Source organism: Vibrio sp. 10N.286.49.B3 (assembly GCF_002873395.1).
Lineage (GTDB): Bacteria > Pseudomonadota > Gammaproteobacteria > Enterobacterales > Vibrionaceae > Vibrio.
This window is the reverse complement of record NZ_MCUV01000001.1, coordinates 238,299-257,721: the sequence shown is the minus strand read 5'-3', so window position 1 is coordinate 257,721 and position 19,423 is coordinate 238,299. Positions and strand designations below refer to the sequence as shown.

Below are 19,423 nucleotides of genomic sequence, written 5' to 3'. Positions count from 1 at the left end.
ATCGGTTTAATGATCACTATCGTTTTATCGTAAAGTAGCAGGCTCGATGTGCTTGCCCGTTGGAAGACCGACTTGCATAAGCGTATACAAGCCAGGTTTTGACTCTGCTTTTATCCAGCCGTTATGACTATTAATAATTTGTTGGCACACAGACAAACCAATACCTAAGCCAAAATGTCCTTCTTTTTTGGTGGTGTAGTTTAACTCAAATATTTTCTCTATAACGTCCTCAGACATTCCACAGCCGTCATCGCGTATAGAGATAACAATATATTCACGGTTGTTGATATTACTTAGCTCGGTCTTTACCAATAGTTGACCTTGACTAGGTAATGCATCTAAGGCGTTAGAGATCAGGTTGGTCCATACTTGCTGCAAAACGACAGGTTGGCATTGGATTTCTGGCAAGGGTTGATACTCTTTGGTGAGATTATGACGTTTTAATCTATTTTCGAAGATAACAAGTGTGTCTTCTATTCCTTCGTGTATATCAACAACTTGTAAAGATTCGTCATCAGGGCGAGCGTAACCTTTTAAGCTTCTTACCATATCGGCAATACGCTGTGCGCAAACATTAATCGAGCGTAAGGTTGTACCGGCTAAGTAGCATTTTTCAAACTCATTAATATTTGCGAGTGCTAATTTCTTATTTTTTTTCAATTGCTGAATAAACGGTTCGTTTTGATGTAGACCAAATTGGACTATTTTTTTTGCAGCTAGTCGATCATTAGTTAAGCTTGTCAGTGACTTAGTTTCAGAGCGAATCTGTGACGTCGACATAGGATGTGAACATAGTGCATGCTGCATTAGCTTTATTGCTTGTTGCTGATTATCAGTACTGATCGGTTGCTGCATTAACTCATTGAGTGTTTGGGTGAGTGTTTCTGCGCCACGTAAAATTGCTGCTATTGGATTGTTGAGTTCGTGAGCAACCCCTGCGACCAACTGACCAAGCATTGCCATTTTTTCGCGTTCAATTAACTGTTGATGGGCGAGTTCAAGTGACTCTAAGGTTTTCTGCAAGATGATTTTGGTATCAATGCTGCGCTGTAATCGACGATTAAAATGACGTAATAACAAGTTAGTAAAAAGTGGTAATAGCCTATCATTAGTGTGCATCACTTGAGCAAAAATATCTTTATCGAGTTTAATCACTTCAGTTTGGGTCAAAGTTATCGCCGTTGAAAATGAGTCCTCTCCAGTAACAAAAGACATCCCACCGACAATGTTACCTTTCTTATGTCTGACAACTTCACGTTGCACCCCCATATCATCTTTTTTATACAATGAAACCTCACCGCGTGTAATGAACCATAGAAAGCGGTTAGGTTCTCCTTCTTTTGTTAGTAAGTGATCGGTTGAATAGGTACGACAGGCGTGAGAGTCATCTTGTTGTGAAAAAAACTGACGTAGGGCATTGATGACTTGCTGTGCTAAGTCAACATCCGATAACTTGTGAAAATCATGAATAAAACCGACACGATAGTCATGCAACTGGCGCTCAATGTGCCCTCGCATGATTTTGGGTTGATCCAGGATGCTACTATAACGGAGTAAATCCGCTTCTTTACAGGCTAGAATAAAGGTCGTGAGTTCCTTTAAAACAATATCGTGCAGTTGGTTACTTTGCAGCGGTTTTGTTAAGCAGTGATCAAGTCGACCATCATTAACTACGCTTAAGATAGTGTGTATATCATTTGCATCACTGATTAAAATTTTTCGTGCTTGTTGGGTATGGGATTGTTTATCTAAATGGGTTAAAAATCGAGCTCCATTCAGTGCTTGCTCATGGCTTGCGATAACAAGTGCTAATGTTTGCCCTTGAAGCTTCATTGATGAGAGTGCATGTTCCGCATCTTCAATAGTTCGTGCGCTATGAATATCAAACTTAGAGGCAAAGCAGGCTAGATCACTGGCAATTTGCTTGGCGACCATGGGCTGGTTCTCTAAATATAACAATGCATAACGACTCACACATACTCCTTCAATGCTAAAATGATGTTAATTCTAATTAAAGTAGCAAATATGGATCAATAGGGTTGAGAGCTAAGTATAAAAACGTTAGTAAAAAACAATTATGACGATATTTTTTGATATAGCCCCTTATATTCTTTTCGGGAAAGTGTTGCTACCTATGACGCAAAGATTTCAACCTGCAATGACATAAGGTAGACTCAAACTATTCACATCAAGGAATTAATAGTAATCATGCAACAATTGAAAAAGTTAGGTGCCATCGGTGGTGCTGTTGTTTTAGTTTTATGTTGGCCACTAGCTGTTGGGCAGATTGGTCAAAAAGTCATTACTGATGGGATCCAAGAGCTCAACAGTAGTCAAGTAAAGGCTGAAATTGTCGATTACGACCGTGGTTATTTATCTTCTATCGTTCAGACGCGTTATAGTATTTCAGATCCGTCTTTGAGAGAGCAATTAGTCGTTGATGGCTTACCAACAGAGTTTGTTTTAGATAGTAAAGTTAAGCATGGTTTATTTAGCTTATCATCGACATCAACACTAGAGGATATGGATGCATTACCTTTAGTGCTAAACACGACAACACAACTCAATGGTAATACTAGCTTTGAGCTAAATTTAGCCAATTGGAATCATCAGAGTGAATCTGGCACGGACTTCTCGATATCGCCGGCAACATTATCAGGTCATGTCACCGTTTTAGGTCAGATCGATTATCAAGTTGATGCGCCGTCTATTCATATTAACTTTGCCAGTGGTGAGGCTCTTCACTTATCCGATATCGTAGGGCAAGGAGAAGGAAAGCAAGCACAAGGCTATTGGTTAGGCACACAAACGATGGCCGTTGGAGGTGTTGATATTACAGACACGGCTCAACAGTCTGTTTTTTCTATGAACGATTCAACTTACTGGTTTAACTCCGTACAAGATGAAGCTACTTCGCGTTTAAATAGCCAAATTAAACTTGATGTTGCTAACTTGACGACCACAGATGGTGCCGTGAATGATGTTAAGGTTGATTTTGCTTTAACAGATTTAGATAAAGGCGCTTTTGATGAGGTTTTAACTCGTTACCGTAATGCACCACAGTTATCGGATCAGGATATTAAAGGAATGCTGCCTTATATTGATATCCTATTCTCACAAGGTTTTAGCCTGGCATTGAATGATTTATCGTTGAAAGTCGGTGAGGGGGATTTCTCTTCGCAGTGGTTATTGAGCGTTCCTCAAGGTACCGATAATATTACGCAAAATATGATGGGATTATTACCCGCTTTAACCGGTGAGTTCTCAACGTATTTTTCTAATCAACTGGTCGAGTCATACCCATTTATTCAACAAGGTATTGATGAGCTAGTGGTTATGGAAATGATTAATAGCACAGAGGATGGTTATGAAATGAAGGCTAACTTAGTGCAAGGTAACTTTGTGTTTGAAAGCGGTTATGAGATCCCGGCAATGACATTGTTTTTACCGCTACTGCTTGGGCAATATTAAGTTATTTGCAGGCATATGAATAAAAGTAGGCAATAAAAGAAGAAAAGAGATCGAAAGGTCTCTTTTCTTGCTTTTTATGTCGAGAAAAAAATGGTATTAATTTAGGTTAGCAATATTTAGAACTTATTATCACTAGCAGGAGCAATGACATCATGGAATTAACATCGGATAACGTTTTTAACTTTAGTGCCGGTCCAGCAGGCTTACCAAAAGCAGTCATGCAGCAGGCACAAGCCGAATTTGTTAATTGGGAAGGACTAGGAACTTCAGTGATGGAGATCAGTCATCGTAGTAAAGCCTTTCTTAACGTTGCTGCAGAAGCTGAGCAAAATTTGATTGAGTTACTCTCTATTCCAGCTAATTATAAAGTACTGTTCTGTCAAGGTGGTGCTCGTGCTCAGTTCGCTGCTGTGCCGATGAACCTTTTAGGCAATAAAAAGAAAGCGGCTTATATCGATGGCGGTTACTGGGCTCGAAGTGCCGTTGATGAAGGGCAAAAGTATTGCGAAATAGACGCCTTTGATGCCAAAACGGTCATTGATGGTAAAAGTGCGATTCTTCCAGCCAGTGAATGGGTGATTGATCCCGATGCGGCTTATGTTCACTTTTGTCCAAATGAAACGATTGATGGTGTTGAAATTAATGATTTACCTGTAACGGATAAGCCAATTGTCGCTGATATGTCATCAACGATTTTATCTCGTGAAATTGATGTGTCTCAGTATGGGGTTATCTATGCTGGAGCACAAAAAAATATCGGTCCAGCAGGGATCTGCATTGTTATTGTTCGTGATGATTTATTAGATCTTGCCTGTGACACTTTGCCGAGTATTCTAAATTACAAAGTCTTGTTTGAAAAAGAGTCGATGTTTAACACTCCACCGACTTACGCATGGTATCTTTCTGGTTTAGTGTTTAAGTGGCTAAAAGCACAAGGTGGCGTGCAAGCGATTGAAAAAGTAAACCGTGAAAAAGCGGCATTATTGTATTCATGCATTGATGAGTCCTCTTTTTATAAAAATACGATTCATCCGAATAACCGTTCTTTAATGAATGTTCCTTTCCAATTGGCGAACCCTAAGTTAGATGCACTTTTCTTATCTCAAGCAGAAGAAAGAGGCTTACAAGCGCTAAAAGGTCACCGAGCGGTTGGCGGTATGAGAGCATCTATTTATAACGCAATGACGTTGGAAGGTGTTCAGGCACTCGTGACGTTTATGGGTGAGTTTGAAGCACAGAATGCTTAATCATAGCTAGATTTCATACCCAGGTCATAATCAAATAGTTGGATTAGAGCAACTAAATTGTAAAAACTTGGGTATGATTAAATTAATCTACAACTGACTAAACTGATTCCGATATAGCTCTTTACTGGCATTCAAGGTCATTTTTATTGGAATAATAACAAAGTAGAGTGAAGCAATAATAACCATCATAGGATCTGCATAAGCCGCATAGGCACTCAATGAGGTTAAACTTAATACTTTGGCAATAAAGAAGCCCACCAGAACAGCACCACTAATTATTGCATCCATCATCCATTGCTTAGCCTCAGCATCAACTAATGACGAACGAATTGCTTTTGCCCCTTGCTTCATAATTCGATACGAAACAACACACCCAATGACATTCACAACCGCGAAAACGATGGCTAGATCAGCATCTACTTCATGACCACCAGAAAGCAGTGTGGCTAGTGCAGAGTAGAATGAAAAAAGGCACATTAAGGTAATAATAAAGCCCTTAAATGCAATGACGGCATGTTCAATAAAAGCTGAGTTACTATTATTTTTAGGATGATTTATAAAAGTAGCAGCCATTAATGAAACTAAAGTAAGTGCTAAACTGACCAGTGAATAAACGCCATCAAATAAAATAACGAGAGAGCCCATCCACCAACCTAGCCCAATACCAAGTAAAGCAAAGAAAAGGGCGAATAATGTTGAAAATAAGAGTAATTGTTGTTCTTTTTGGATGTGTGTTGAGTTTTTTTTATTCGATTGAAGATTCGAACTATGCATTGGTAGCCTTATGGTGAAATAATTAAGTCAGAGCATAACCAAAAAGTGTGATAACTAAATGGATATCAGAAGAAATTGAACAGTATTTATTAGCTGTTAGCCGCTAATGATTTAGTTTACAAGCCATACCACGATTACATTTTTGTGAAATGGCTCGTATTGGGGAATATTAAGAAATCAAAGTGTTTGGCATAGCTGGTGGTAGCGACCTTTGCTTGCTATCAACTCATCATGATGACCGTGTTCAATGACTTTCCCTTCTTCAAGTAGACAAATTGAATCCATACGATCAAGTTGGATTAAACGGTGAGTAATAAAGATAACCGTCTTATCGGAAAAATGTTGTTCCAATAAAGCCATAATCGTACTTTCCGTCTGCTTATCTAGTCCTTCAGTAGGCTCATCAAGTAATAAGATTGGCGCATCATGCAGGAGTGCTCGACCAATACCAATTCGACGCTTTTCACCGCCAGATAATTGGCGACCAGCATCACCCAGCCAGGCATCTAGACCATGGTTTTCAAGTAACCCTTCTAGTCCTACTTGCGTTAAAATCGCTTCAAGTTGGTCATCAGTAGCCTCTGGTGCTGCCATGAGTAGGTTATCGCGCAATGTGCCATTTAATATATCAACACGCTGACTAACAACACTGATTGCTTGACGTAATTGTGTTTCACTCCAGGTCGTTATTGGCTGCCCAGCGATAGAAATACTACCTTGTTGTGGATCCCAGTAGCGACATAATAGTTGCAGTAGCGTAGATTTACCAGAGCCTGTTTGTCCGACGATTGCGATGCGCTGCCCTGCGGCTATATCAATAGAGATATCATTGATAACCGTTTGATCACTATCTGGATAATGGAAGTGAATATTATTAAACTGAATATCATAGTTGCTAGAATGGTTGACCTCTTCTTGCGGGAACAGAACATCAGGTTCAACTAAAATGATCTCGTTCAGTCGACGTGCTGAAGTTAGTGTTTGACCTAAATATTGGAATGCACCTGCAATCGGCATTAATAGTTCAAAACTGGCCATTGTGGCAAACGCCATCAGAGCAATATATGGATTAGGAATATCACCGCCAACACCATCGGCAGCAAGCCACAGCATGAGAATTAAGGTCCAGCCATTAACGAGCATGAGCAATGCCGATGCTAATCCAGTTAAACGAGCGTGGATGTATTGATTGCTGATGAGTTTATGCTGCGCGTCTAAAATAGCATTACGGTAGCGCTCTTCAGCTCCAAACAGTGTCAGTTCACTGTATCCTTCTAGCCAATCAAGGGTTGCGATGCGTAAATCTGCTTTATTTTGCGTTAACTCACTGCCATTTCGTTTGCCGAGTTTATAAAATAAAATGGGCCAGATAATAAGCAAAGCAGAGAGGATCCCACCAAGCAATAAGCCTAGAGTCATATCGAACCAACAAAGCACTGCGGTTAAACAGATGATCCCTAATGTGCTAACCGTAATAGGGCTAATTAAGCGCAAATAGACATGATCCATGGCATCAACATCAGCAACAAGGCGGTTGAGTAAATCGGCATCTCGCAAGGTTGAAACTCTGCCAGGGATCAGAGGGGTTAACTTTTGAAAGAAAAAAATACGTAAGTCAGTGAGTAGTTTAAAGGTCGCATTATGGCTAACAACACGCTCTCCCCATCGGCCAGCGGTGCGGCTCATTGCTAACCCACGCACACCCGCGCCAGGTAGCATGTAATTAAAAGTTTCACGTGCAATGGTTAAACCTGCCACTGAGGAAGCTGCAATAAACCAACCAGATAGCGTCAGTAGGCCAATTGAAGCAAATAGGGTAGCGAAGCCTAATAACATGCCAAGCGATAAACCAAACCAGTGTTTTTTATAGAGCTTAAGGTAAGGGAGTAAATCACGCATCTAAGTTCCCCTTCAAGGTTGTTTGAGTCTCGGAAAGGTTACTTTTTAGCATGGTGGCAAAAAGCCCATCTTGAGTTGAAAGTTGTTGATAAGATCCAGTTTGAACTAATTGGCCATCTTGCATGACAAAAATTTGATCGACATGCTGTAGTGGTAGTAATTGGTGCGTTACCATCAGCGAAGTCGTTGATTGGGTATAGCGTTCGATACCTTGTACAACGAGCTGCTCACTACGTGCATCCAAGCTAGCTGTCGGTTCATCGAGTAGCCAGAACTGTCCATTTTGTAGCATGGCTCTCGCTAAGGCAATACGTTGTGCTTGACCAACGGATAGTCCACCAGAGCGATCAGAGATAGCATATTCTAGACCTTGTTTATTGACAAACTCACTGGCATACGCATCATTAAGAACTTGTTGAATACGTTCATCCTTAACATTCTCCTTGCCCAATGTGACATTGTCACGTATTGAGCCGTGCAGTAGTAATGGATTTTGCCCAATCCAGCTAATCTGTTTTCTCCAACTGGCTAAATCGAGATCGCTGATCTCAATGCCATTAATTTTTAAGCTGCCTTCATAGGGCATGAAACCTAAAATGGCGTTGACCAAACTGGTTTTTCCAGCGCCGCTTGGCCCTACAAGTGCAGTGCGAGTTTGAGCGTCTAAGTGAAAGGTAATAGGACCAACGAGTTTGGTACCATCAGGGCTTAATATCGATAACCCTTTGGCTTCAATCGTGATCCCATCGGTAAGCTCAGTAGGTAAAGACGTCGCACCAGATTTAAGTTCGGTTGCATCCGTATTTAAGAAATCGACAATACTTTCTGCTGCACCAACGGCTTGCTGTTTCGCATGATAGAAGGTACCTAAGTCACGAAGTGGTTGGTAAAACTCAGGGGCGAGAATCAATATGAATAACCCAGCAAAGAGTGTCACACCAGTACCATAGTGACCAAAATTAAGTTCACCAATGTAGCTAAAACCAAAGTAAACAGCAGTAATTGCAATTGAAATTGAAGTGAAAAACTCTAAGACCGCAGAGGACAAAAAGGCAACTTTTAATACATCCATCGTTCTTTCACGGAAAACTTCAGATGCACCTTTTAGCACTTCTGTTTCCTCATCAGCACGATTAAATAAACGTATCGTTGTCATCGATTGTAGCCGGTCATAAAAATGACCAGAAAGGCGCTGCATTGCTTTAAAGTTTTTTCGATTTGCATCGGCGGCTTTCATCCCCACTAAGGCCATAAACATAGGGACGAGTGGGGCAGTGATCAAAAAGATCAGCCCAGCAGCCCAGTTTATAGGGAAGACAACCACTAATATAATAAAGGGAATTAAGACAGATAAGGACATTTGAGGTAGATAACGAGCAAAAAAGTCTTGCATATCTTCCACTTGTTCAAGCAGTAATGTTGCCCAGCTCCCCGCAGGTTTTCCTTTGATGTACGCAGGACCTAACTCTCGAAGTTTATCAAGGATAAGTTGGCGAATGTAAAGACGAACTTGTTCACCGCTGCGATATCCGGCAACTTCTCGCCCCCAAGAGCAAACAGCACGGGCTGCAACAGTAAAAAGTAAACCGATAAAGTGAGGAATAAGCTCATACTTATCAGTATGTTCAATAATTAATTGATGCAATATAGAGGCAATTAAAGCCGCCTGTACCAATAAGAATAGACTTGAAACGATCCCAAGACCGATAGCAACCATCAACCAGCGCTGAGCTAGTTTTCCTTGCTGCTTGAGCCATTTATTTAAATTTCTTTGTTTCGTTTTATCCATATCGAAGGCTTAATGATAATTATTATATGATTGGAGTTATCTAGTATACAAAAGAAAACCCAGTGTATATACCACTGGGTTTTAGGGTTTTTGCTCAGAAATGAAAAATAAGCTTTACTTTGCTTAGAATACGACGCAGTAAAGTTTATTGGTTAAGAGCAAGCGCATCTAAATAGCGCTCAGCATCTAAAGCTGCCATACAACCGGTACCGGCAGACGTAATGGCTTGGCGGTAGTTGTGATCCATAACATCACCTGCGGCAAAAATACCCGGAATACTGGTTTGGGTAGCATTACCGTTTAAGCCAGATTGCACCACGATGTAACCATCTTTCATTTCCAGTTGGTCTGCAAAGATAGCAGTATTGGGTTGGTGACCGATGGCAATGAAAGCACCCATCACATCAAGTTCTTCAAATTGATCTGATTTAGTATCTTTGATTCGTACGCCCGTAACTCCCATTTCATCACCAAGGACTTCATCTAAAACGCGATCAGTGTGCAAAATGATATTGCCCGTTGCGACTTTATCCATCAAACGGTCGATTAAGATCTTTTCTGAACGGAATGTATCACGGCGGTGAATTAAATGTACTTCAGAAGCGATATTTGAAAGGTACAAGGCCTCTTCAACAGCCGTATTACCACCACCAACTACAGCCACTTTTTGATTGCGATAAAAGAACCCATCACATGTTGCACACGCTGAAACACCACGACCTTTAAATGCCTCTTCAGATTCTAAGCCAAGGTATTTAGCAGATGCACCTGTTGAGATAATTAATGCATCGCAGGTGTACTCAGAGCTATCACCTTTTAGTCGGAAAGGACGGGTAGAAAAATCAACGTCATTGATATGGTCGAATACCATTTCAGTTTCAAAGCGTTCTGCATGCTCTTTCATGCGCTCCATTAAACCTGGTCCCGTTAACCCTTCAGGATCGCCAGGCCAGTTCTCGACTTCAGTGGTGGTTGTTAGTTGACCACCTTGTTGCATCCCAGTCACTAGGACAGGCTTTAGATTTGCACGAGCAGCATAGACTGCAGCCGTATAGCCAGCAGGGCCAGACCCAAGAATTAATAGATTACAGTGCTTTACATTGCTCATAGTGTCTCCAAACCGGTGGCTATTCCACCAAAAAAAATCATGCGATTATTACGTATATGAGGGAGGAAGATGTAATAAACAAGGGGGCTAATCAAAAATAGCCCATACTTTCCAGTCCCTCGAATGCACTGCATACTTAATGAAGTAGCTTGCCCAGAAATATCTTAAGATTACTGAATCTACGATATCAAGATGTTATTTAGCGGTTACTTCAACTTCGTATGAGCCAAATTTTCTAATATTAATAACCCCGTTATCAAAAATTAAATATTGCCCTTTGATACCCTGCAAAAGGCCACTAACTTCTGGGTTTTTATCAAAGTTATGTGAGGTTATTTTTACTGGATGTTGCGTAACTGGGTAGTGGATATCCGTAATCGTTTCAGAGAGAACTTCAACACTATTGTCACCATATTTAGCACGGATATCAGCAATAACTGCATCGGCTAAAGGGAGTAGTTGCTCTGCTAATTGCGCTAGAGCTAGTGGGTCATTATCCCCTTTTAGTAGCGTTCTCCAGTTAGTTTTATCGGCAATATGTTTGGCTAATTCAACTTCAATTAGACCAGAAATATGACGGTTTTTAACTTTTAAAATCGCGAGTCCTTGCGTTGCGCCTTGATCGATCCAACGGGTTGGCAACTGCGTGTGGCGAGTAATGCCGACTTTTAAACTTGAGGTATTAGAGAGATAAATAAAATGGTCAACCATACAGTTAGCTTCTCCCCACTCAGGCTCACGACAAGTACCAGCATCATAATGGCAAGTTTCTGGTTTCATGATGCAAAGATCGCAACTCGCTAACTTACGCATACAGACGAAGCAGTGACCTTGTGAATAGCTTTTCTTGGTTTTCTTACCGCAGGATGAGCAAAAAATACGCCCAGTATGGGTCAGAGTGAGAGGGTGTCCGATGAAAGGGTTTAAATCAACAAACGCCTCTCCAACCGGTAGTTGATAGAGTACATGGCTATTTTCAAGCGATGCACGCATTTTTGATAAAGTGCCTTTGGCTATAATCGACATGACTGAACTCATTATTGTTGTTTTTGTTTCTTTCATAGTAATTTGAACACTCTAAGTAATCAACTTAGTGCTTTTCTTTAAATGAAAAAGGTGGCATTTCAGCCACCTAAAAGAGAGGAGTATTAACAATAGTATTACCAAAATATCCAAGCGAATAGGGTCAGTATAGCAATACAAACAATATTTAAGATCATACCTACTCGCATCATCTCTGATTGCTTTATATGCCCAGAAGCAAAAACGATGGCATTTGGTGGAGTAGCAACAGGGAGCATAAATGCACAAGAGGCAGCAACGGCAATTAACGCTGATAAGATAACCGGTGATACCCCGAGCGCTTCTGCAATGGTTGCAAATACAGGGACAAGTAGCGCTGCACTGGCAGTATTACTCGCAAACTCAGTTAAAAAAACCACAAAAGCCACAATGGTTAATATGACGAGGAAAAGCCCAGCTTGCTCTAGGAAACCACTTAAAGAGTGAGCAAGAAAAACACTGGTTCCGGTTGCTTTTAATATATTACTTAAGCAGATACCACCGCCAAATAAGATTAAAACGCCCCAGTCTGTAGTCTTTTCGATATCTTTCCAGTTAACCACTCGAGAGGCTCCAAGTAACACAATCGCGCCAATCGCAACCAAAGTATCAAACTTAGAAAATCCGCCAAGCAGGGCATTAATCGGTTTACTAAATATCCAACACGTTACGGTTAGTAAGAAAATAGCGAGGGTGATTTTTTTACTGTTCGACCATACTACAGGCTCATGGTTGAGTTTGAAGGTATGATTCAGTTTTGGTTTTGTCACGGTATAGAGAACTATCATGGTGATAGGTAGTAAAATCAATGAAATAGGAAGACCTAGTGCCATCCACTCTGTAAAGCTGAGTCCAACTTCTGCTGCGGCAATAGCATTGGGAGGGCTACCAACGAGAGTGGCAATCCCACCAATCGATGCACAGTAAGCAACGCCGAGCAGTACAAAAACGTATGTGCTGCGGTTTTTGTCTGGATCGACCTTTGTCATAACCCCTAAAACTAGAGGCAACATCATTGCTGCCGTTGCAGTATTCGAGATCCACATTGATAGTCCAGCGCTTACACCAAAGAGCATAAATACGGCAACCGACATCTTTCCCTTAGCTAAAATGAGTACTTTATCAGCGATAGCTTTATCTAACTCTTGAGCATGTAAAGCTGCAGCAAGAGCAAAGCCTCCTAAAAATAGAAAAATGATGGAGTTAGAATAATTATTTAGTGCAGTTTGAGTATCAAAAACACCAAGTATAACAGCAAGCATTGGTACTAACAGAGCCGTGATACTGACGTGTATCGCCTCGGTCAACCAAAGTACAGCGACAAAGACGAGAATGCTTAATCCAATGACCACATTGGGGTCAAAAGGTAAGGTATTTAATAGAGTGATGAATAGGGCGGCATTAGCAGTCAAAATCATGCTATTGCGCGTAAAAAACCAATGTTTAAAGGTTAGTGCAAGTGTCGTCATAGGGCAGGTTCCTTATGTTTACCTCTATTTATTTTTTATTAGTGAGGTATTCATTTAATGTTCAGCTGATGGTGTTGTTATTGTCAGTCTAATGTTACTAGCGCTATTTGATGAAGATCGGAATGAATCAGCGAGGAGTGGTGAAAGTGTGAGATGAGAAAACAAAATGGGTAGAAACTTACCCATAACAACATTATTGATTATCAATCGAGACTTTTTTTTCAGCAATTGGCTCTTTGGGACCGAGAAACTTTGGCTGAGTGTTTAGAATAAACAAATCAAGAAAAGCTTTGCTGCGAGCAAAAACTTCACGTAAGCGGATGCTATAACCAGAATGATGAGTGGGACCAGAAACCGCTAAGCAGTGCGCATCGATATCAAATGAGTGGGCAATAAATAAAGCGCGTTCACAATGAAATTTTTGGGTGATGATAAGAAAGCGATCGCGGTCGAAGATTTTTTTTGTACGCACGATAGAATCGAGGGTTCTAAAGCCGGCATAATCTAAATAGATCACATCTTCAGGGACCTCAGCCTTCAGTAAGTCTCGTTTCATGGTCCATGGTTCATTATAAGAGCGGTGTGCATTATCACCGCTTAATAAAAACTGTGACACCTTCTTCTGCTTATAAAGGGTGATAGCAGCGTCAATTCGATGGGTATAGTATTCATTGAGTGTCTTACCTAAATACTTGCTAGTTCCTAGAACGACAGCAACATCAAAAAGTGGTACATCATCTATTTTACGAATAATACGGTCCTGAGACTGCCATGACACCCAGCGATCAATACCCGCCACGACAAGGACAAAAAGTAATAATAAAATGCCAGTCCATTTCGTCATATGATAGGCAATATGCTTGATTTTTTTAGCAGTAAAGAATTGTATAAGCGGTTGTAATTTCACTGTGACAACTAGATCCTATGTCATTGATCATGCAGCAGGTAACTAAATATAGCGCAAACGAAAAAGCCCTTCCACTTCTTATCCTCTTTCTATTAGAAAAGAATATAAGAAGTGGTAAGGGCTTTACTGCTATATCGCTATATCGTTAGATATTAGAAGGCAGAGCGTTTGTAGCGACGGTATACAGGTTGCCAAAAATGTTGATCAATAGCTTGCTGTAACGCTTCATCAGTTAAAGCAAGTGCGACACCTTGCTCAATGGCTTTTTTAGCAACGGCGATAGCAATTTTCTTTGACACTAAGTGAATTTCCTCAAGTGGAGGAAGTAGAGGGCCTTCTCCATTGAGTGCTAATGGCGAACACATCGCTAATGTACGGCTCGATTCCATTAGCATCTCATCCGTTACACGCGAAGCTCCAACAGCCAGTACACCTAAGCCAATACCTGGGAAGATATAACTGTTATTACACTGCGCAATAGGGTAGGTTTTGCCATCGTGTAACACAGGCTCAAAAGGGCTGCCGGTAGCCACTAATGCTTCACCATTCGTCCAGCGAAGAATATCGTTAGGGGTTGCTTCCACACGACTTGTTGGATTTGATAGTGGGAAAACAATTGGACGCTCACAGTGCTGGTGCATCTCTTGAATGATCTCTTGACTAAATAAGCCAGGCGCTCCTGAAACACCGATCAGTACCGTTGGTTTTGCATTGTGAACGACATCAAATAGTGAGAAATCTGAATCAGCAGAGACCCAACTTTGTGTATTTTCTGTTTTTTGCACTAAGCGTTGTTGGAAATCTAAAAGATTTGGCATACCTTGTTGCAGTAAGCCCCAACGGTCAACCATGTAGACTTGTGAACGTGCCTGGCTATCACTGACGCCTTCAGAAACCATTTGAGCAATGATTGCTTCGGCGATTCCACAGCCAGCTGAGCCAGCGCCTAAGAAAGTGATACGTTGATCAGAAAGTTTTGTGCCTGCGGCTTGGCATGCTGCAAGTAAAGAGCCGACAGTTACCGCTGCCGTTCCTTGAATATCATCATTAAAACAACAGATACGATCTTTATAACGCTCCAATAGAGGCATTGCATTCTTTTGCGCAAAATCTTCAAATTGAATGAGGGCATCAGGCCAGCGACGTTGTACTGCCTGAATAAACGCTTCAACAAAAGCATCATATTCAGCACCAGTAATACGAGGATGACGCCAACCCATATACATTGGATCAGCTAAACGTTGCGGGTTGTTAGTACCTACATCTAACACGATAGGTAGCGTATGTGCAGGGCTAATGCCACCACATGCCGTATAAAGAGCAAGCTTACCGATCGGAATACCCATACCACCGATACCTTGATCGCCTAGACCAAGAATACGTTCACCATCCGTTACAACAATGACTTTAATATCATGGTTAGCGGCATTGTTTAGTAAGTCATCAATTTTGTCTTTATTTGGATAAGAGATAAAAAGACCACGACCGCGACGATAGATATTAGAGAAGTTCTCACAAGCAGCCCCAACGGTAGGGGTGTAAATGATAGGCATCATTTCGGAGATATGGTTTTGTACTAGGCGGTAGAATAAGGTTTCATTAGTATCTTGGATATTACGTAAATAAATGTGTTTATCCATATCACTTTCAAAACTACGGTATTGTTGATAAGCACGCTCTACTTGTTCTTGAATGGTTTCCGCTGTTTCCGGTAATAAACCCTCTAAGTTAAAAGCGCTTCTTTCTGTTGCTGTAAATGCACTGCCTTTATTGAGTAAAGGGGTACTAAGAAGCGCTGAACCTGCGTAAGGGATATATAATGGGCGTTTATCGTTGATCATTGGGTGCCTATCGTCGAGTGTAGAAGAATAAGGATGTTACATTGCTATTTTACAATAAAATGATAACGAATTTCGGCATATTTGATCAGTAAATAAGTGTTGCAAGAAGTGTTAGTGATAGGGCTGAAAGTAATATTGCTAAATAAATAGCTAGAAGCGCCTGAAATGAGAATAAATGTAAGAAAAATGACAGCAACCAGATGCATAGGTAGTCGGTTTGTTTACCTTTTGTTACACCTTTGATTTTAATATAGCCTTTTGATAGTTAAATAGGGAATAAAAGACCATTCTTTTATATCCTATTGCTATATAGATAAAGTTGGTTGATAGTATGTATTAACAGTGGTGAATACGTCAGGGGATATGATGAATCATCTTAATCATGTGATTTTTGATTACACATCTTTTTTAGGGGCATCATGCAATAAAAAGTGGACCTTTTTAGAAGCCATGACCACATTTGCTCCCGTTTTTTCAACGGTGTGGAAAGATAGTATTAAAGAGAATACCAAGCCAGAAGATCGCTTATGGGACATGGCACTTAAATCACTTTCAGCACGTAAGAGTGATGAAGTTAATTTAGTGGTGTTATTTAAATTAGCGAGGCTTGAAGGTATTAGCAAGCTTACGGTAATAATGCCTTATGCATTGGAGCCAGAGCAAATTCAGTACATGGAACAGCGAAGTCATTTGAAAGTATGCTGTAAAGGTTTAGAAGAGTTTGTGGTTGACTTAGGCGCGGATGATAAAGTGAAAGACAATGTGATGGTTTAGTTATTGACCAACCATGGGTAGAACCTGCATGGTTGGTCATATGCTCAATTCAGTTAACTTTGTTAATCAATTAAGTTGTATTTAGAACGTAATACATCAATGATTTCTTGCTTTGGATTTTGGCTGAGCTCGACAGGCTTACCAATGATTTTTTCAGCAATACCAAGATAGGTTTTTGATATATCCATTAAAGCAGATAGAGGTAATGCATTGTCGCGTGCTAAAGCTTCACGTTCAGGCATTCTTTCTTTGTTTAATAAAATGTCTGGATCTGGGAAGTAATTAAGCAGAAATTGTCGAAACCCTTCTTTTGAGTTCTCAACAATACGCCCTTGCTCATAGTGTTTTTTATCCCAAATGCGTGAGGAATCGGGGGTTCCAACTTCATCCATATAAATTAGCTTTTCATTGCCATTTGCATCATTAACGTAGCCAAACTCAAATTTAGTATCTACGAAAATTTGTTCAGCTTTAGCCAATGCCTCACTAATAACAGTAAACCCTTCTTTTAGTAGCTTTTCATAGCGCGCAATGTCTTCAGCTTGAGAAAAGTTAAAAGCAGCAAAGTTATCTTCAATGTTTTGACGAGTAATATTGACATCGTCAGCTTCAGGAACTCCTGGGATGTTCTTTAAGATCCCTTTTGTCGATGGGGTAATCAAAAGCTCTGGTAATATACTATCCTTAATTAGCCCTTCTGGCATATCAATGCCACAGAAGTTACGCTCACCATTATCGTAGGCGCGCCACATTGAGCCAGTAATATATTGACGACAGATTGCCTCAATCATAACCGGTTTTGCTTTTTGTACGATCCAGACAAAAGGGTGGGGGATATCAAGAATATGGCTATCGGCTAATTGATTATCTTTGAATAATTGAAACCAATGGTTAGAGATAGCATTCAGTGCAGCACCTTTACCTGGAACTCCTTTTATATTGCCTTCAGCATGCCAGATACAATCAAAAGCAGATATTCGGTCACTAATTACCATGATAGCAAGCGGGGCATCTGGTGATACATCGTAGCCTTTTTCTTTAATTAAGCGTTGGCTATCAGCTTCAGTTAACCAGTAGACAGAGCGCACTTTACCGCTATGAACGGGTTTGTCAGTACGAATGGGTAGGTCATCATTTACGGCAAGAACTTGATCAGCGAGACTCATTTAGACATTCCTATCTTTTATCAAATGTCACACAAAAAATATGCTTTACACAGGTGGTAAGGCTCTATCATACCAGAACTATTACTAGCTTCCAGATAAAAAGCAAACGTTTGCCTTTGGTGGGCAAAATTAGTGCCTCTAACTGAAAGAGGCACTGAAATGATTAATGTACGGAATAAACCTTTGCGGGAATAAAAAACACCTCACAATGGTGAATGATTGCTAAGCGGTGTAAATGGCGTTGAGATAAGTAACTTACTCTATCGCTCGCAACAATGGCACTTGCCGTACCTGTTCGAATGGCTTTTTCGACCACATCGGCTTCAGATAACTGTAGGGAACGTTTCATATGAATAATGTAATCGTATTGTATCGCATGTTTTTTTAAGTTCTGCTTCGAAGGGCGATCGCATTCTGCTGTGAACAAGATCCATTTTTTAGTTAATGATAATTGAGCTAAATTATTTAAATAATCTACTTTCTTCTTATCATTCTGTATGACTTTTAGACCAGTAAAGTATGAGTGGTGATCATAGAAATGATGTTGCTCTAATGGTGTGTCGTTGTGTGATTCAACCTTAAACATAAATACTGTTCCCTTGTACATACTGTGTGTGTATACAGTAGTTTTTTTTGGGAGTGAGATCAAGAGAAAAGTATGATTGTTCTAATAAAATATGTTTGATGTAACGAATATAAAAAAAGCGCCAATAGGCGCTTTTGTTCAGGCGGTATAACCTCAGGCGATTATATGCCTGTAACTAGGTTGTTGAAGCTTTTAAACAATAAGATAAATTAACTGGCTTGTTTCAGCTTCTCTTTATCTCGTTCTTCTTGCTCTTCATTATTAAATTGACGCACATCGTGTGTAGCGCACTCATTACAGTTTTGGCATGAGTGGTGAAAAAGGCCATCGAGATAATCATGTCTCATGACATAATTATGTTGTTTACACCAATCACAAATCCCTTCTTGCTTTAACATTAGATACTCCGCTGCTTTTGTTTTTCTTATTTTTGAAAAAGAGTATGGCATATTGAGTTCAATCAAGTGAATAATTCATGACGTTTTTGTTAAAAAGTATCGTTGAATATTATTATTAAGATTCTTTGCTGATACGTTTGATTTCTTGAGCCCCATTGACTGGACGATTAACCGAAACTTTACGTCCTTTTTTAAGCCCAACTTCATAATCTGCAGTGATATTTTTCATTGCATCACGTAGTTGTTGTTTGAAAGTTTCGCGATCAATATTTTGAAATTCGCGATCAATATAATCATTGATTTTGTTATTCGATTCATCATCAGGCGTGATAGTCGGTAACTTTTCTAAAGCCCCCTCAACCCAACCAGAAACAAATGAATTAACACGGCGCGTGACTTCTGCACTGCTTGTCCCTGAACCTGCAAAGCTATTACGGAACTGCCCTGTGTGTTCATTCATTTCACGATAAACAATATCAAAAGCAAACGCGGCAAAAATAGCGCGATCCGCTTCACCAATAAACTCTAAGCGCTTAAGACCTTTATGGTTAAGTAAAACAGCTTCAACGCCAAACTTTGTATTGATACCGCGCACAATACGCAAGATAGTCGACCCGACATTCGCAGGTAAAAGATGGCTAGATTGTGTTTTTCCCATTTTAATGAATTCAATATCGTCTTTATCAAGACCATATTTCATCATTAACCTATGCGCCATCTTAATGGCATTGGCTGCTTCGTTTACATTTGCTGAGTTACCGAGTTCAAGGCATTTAGCGATTTTTTTTAGAGCTTTTTTCTTATCCATCAAATTTAATACAACGATCTACGATTTTTGAATAGCCAATCATTTTACTGTTTTTTGCTATGAACTCAAATGAAGTGAGAAAATAGATCTGCCTCACAGTTCATTCTGTGGAGCAGATCGAAAT

Annotated in this window: 16 protein-coding genes; 3 read left to right on the top strand and 13 right to left on the bottom strand. The window is 40.2% G+C overall.

The genetic code is table 11. The features are described from left to right. Window positions 1-24: 24 nt before the first annotated feature. On the bottom strand, window positions 25-1,974 hold the full coding sequence (locus BCU68_RS01055; protein ID WP_102562923.1) for an ATP-binding protein: 1,950 nt from the start codon (window positions 1,972-1,974) through the stop codon (window positions 25-27). Between the two features lie 234 nt (window positions 1,975-2,208). Between BCU68_RS01055 and BCU68_RS01050 the strand changes: the two genes are divergently transcribed. After that, window positions 2,209-3,471: a DUF945 family protein gene (locus BCU68_RS01050; RefSeq protein WP_102562922.1), complete on the top strand. Its 1,263-nt coding sequence runs from the start codon at window positions 2,209-2,211 to the stop codon at window positions 3,469-3,471. A 152-nt stretch (window positions 3,472-3,623) separates the two neighbouring features. Then, window positions 3,624-4,718, top strand: coding sequence for a 3-phosphoserine/phosphohydroxythreonine transaminase (gene serC, locus BCU68_RS01045; RefSeq protein WP_102562921.1), 1,095 nt, complete (start codon window positions 3,624-3,626; stop codon window positions 4,716-4,718). Between the two features lie 87 nt (window positions 4,719-4,805). Here the strand turns inward: serC and BCU68_RS01040 are convergent, their stop codons facing one another. The 8 genes from BCU68_RS01040 to BCU68_RS01005 form a co-directional block, all read right to left on the bottom strand. After that, a complete protein-coding gene (locus tag BCU68_RS01040) occupies window positions 4,806-5,492 on the bottom strand; it encodes a cation transporter (protein WP_102562920.1) in 687 nt (228 codons plus the stop codon). Between the two features lie 177 nt (window positions 5,493-5,669). Further along, window positions 5,670-7,391, bottom strand: coding sequence for a cysteine/glutathione ABC transporter ATP-binding protein/permease CydC (gene cydC, locus BCU68_RS01035; RefSeq protein ID WP_102562919.1), 1,722 nt, complete (start codon window positions 7,389-7,391; stop codon window positions 5,670-5,672). Beyond that, window positions 7,384-9,180, bottom strand: a complete 1,797-nt coding sequence (gene cydD, locus BCU68_RS01030) for a cysteine/glutathione ABC transporter permease/ATP-binding protein CydD (protein WP_102562918.1) — start codon at window positions 9,178-9,180, stop codon at window positions 7,384-7,386. The genes cydC and cydD overlap by 8 nt, the downstream gene beginning before the upstream one ends. A gap of 145 nt (window positions 9,181-9,325) precedes the next feature. Beyond that, on the bottom strand, window positions 9,326-10,288 hold the full coding sequence (trxB, locus tag BCU68_RS01025; protein ID WP_102562917.1) for a thioredoxin-disulfide reductase: 963 nt from the start codon (window positions 10,286-10,288) through the stop codon (window positions 9,326-9,328). A 195-nt stretch (window positions 10,289-10,483) separates the two neighbouring features. Continuing rightward, window positions 10,484-11,314: a DUF2797 domain-containing protein gene (locus tag BCU68_RS01020; protein WP_102562916.1), complete on the bottom strand. Its 831-nt coding sequence runs from the start codon at window positions 11,312-11,314 to the stop codon at window positions 10,484-10,486. A gap of 134 nt (window positions 11,315-11,448) precedes the next feature. Further along, on the bottom strand, window positions 11,449-12,819 hold the full coding sequence (locus BCU68_RS01015; RefSeq protein WP_102562915.1) for a DASS family sodium-coupled anion symporter: 1,371 nt from the start codon (window positions 12,817-12,819) through the stop codon (window positions 11,449-11,451). Window positions 12,820-13,012: 193 nt separating this feature from the next. Beyond that, window positions 13,013-13,663: an ElyC/SanA/YdcF family protein gene (locus BCU68_RS01010; RefSeq protein ID WP_102563167.1), complete on the bottom strand. Its 651-nt coding sequence runs from the start codon at window positions 13,661-13,663 to the stop codon at window positions 13,013-13,015. A 215-nt stretch (window positions 13,664-13,878) separates the two neighbouring features. Then, the gene (locus BCU68_RS01005; protein ID WP_102562914.1) at window positions 13,879-15,567 is read right to left on the bottom strand and encodes an NAD-dependent malic enzyme; all 1,689 of its coding nucleotides are present in this window, start codon (window positions 15,565-15,567) and stop codon (window positions 13,879-13,881) included. A gap of 363 nt (window positions 15,568-15,930) precedes the next feature. Between BCU68_RS01005 and BCU68_RS01000 the strand changes: the two genes are divergently transcribed. Then, window positions 15,931-16,341: a transporter gene (locus BCU68_RS01000; protein WP_102562913.1), complete on the top strand. Its 411-nt coding sequence runs from the start codon at window positions 15,931-15,933 to the stop codon at window positions 16,339-16,341. 62 nt (window positions 16,342-16,403) lie between these two features. Here BCU68_RS01000 and BCU68_RS00995 read toward each other — a convergent pair whose 3' ends face one another. The 4 genes from BCU68_RS00995 to BCU68_RS00980 form a co-directional block, all read right to left on the bottom strand. Beyond that, the gene (locus BCU68_RS00995; RefSeq protein ID WP_102562912.1) at window positions 16,404-17,507 is read right to left on the bottom strand and encodes a phosphoribosylaminoimidazolesuccinocarboxamide synthase; all 1,104 of its coding nucleotides are present in this window, start codon (window positions 17,505-17,507) and stop codon (window positions 16,404-16,406) included. Window positions 17,508-17,670: 163 nt separating this feature from the next. Beyond that, complete coding sequence (locus BCU68_RS00990; protein ID WP_102562911.1) at window positions 17,671-18,093, bottom strand: SulA-like leucine-rich domain-containing protein; 423 nt, start codon at window positions 18,091-18,093, stop codon at window positions 17,671-17,673. Between the two features lie 209 nt (window positions 18,094-18,302). Beyond that, a complete protein-coding gene (locus BCU68_RS00985) occupies window positions 18,303-18,491 on the bottom strand; it encodes a hypothetical protein (RefSeq protein WP_102563166.1) in 189 nt (62 codons plus the stop codon). A gap of 115 nt (window positions 18,492-18,606) precedes the next feature. Next, window positions 18,607-19,299: a DUF2786 domain-containing protein gene (locus BCU68_RS00980; RefSeq protein WP_102562910.1), complete on the bottom strand. Its 693-nt coding sequence runs from the start codon at window positions 19,297-19,299 to the stop codon at window positions 18,607-18,609. Between the last annotated feature and the right edge of the window lie 124 nt (window positions 19,300-19,423).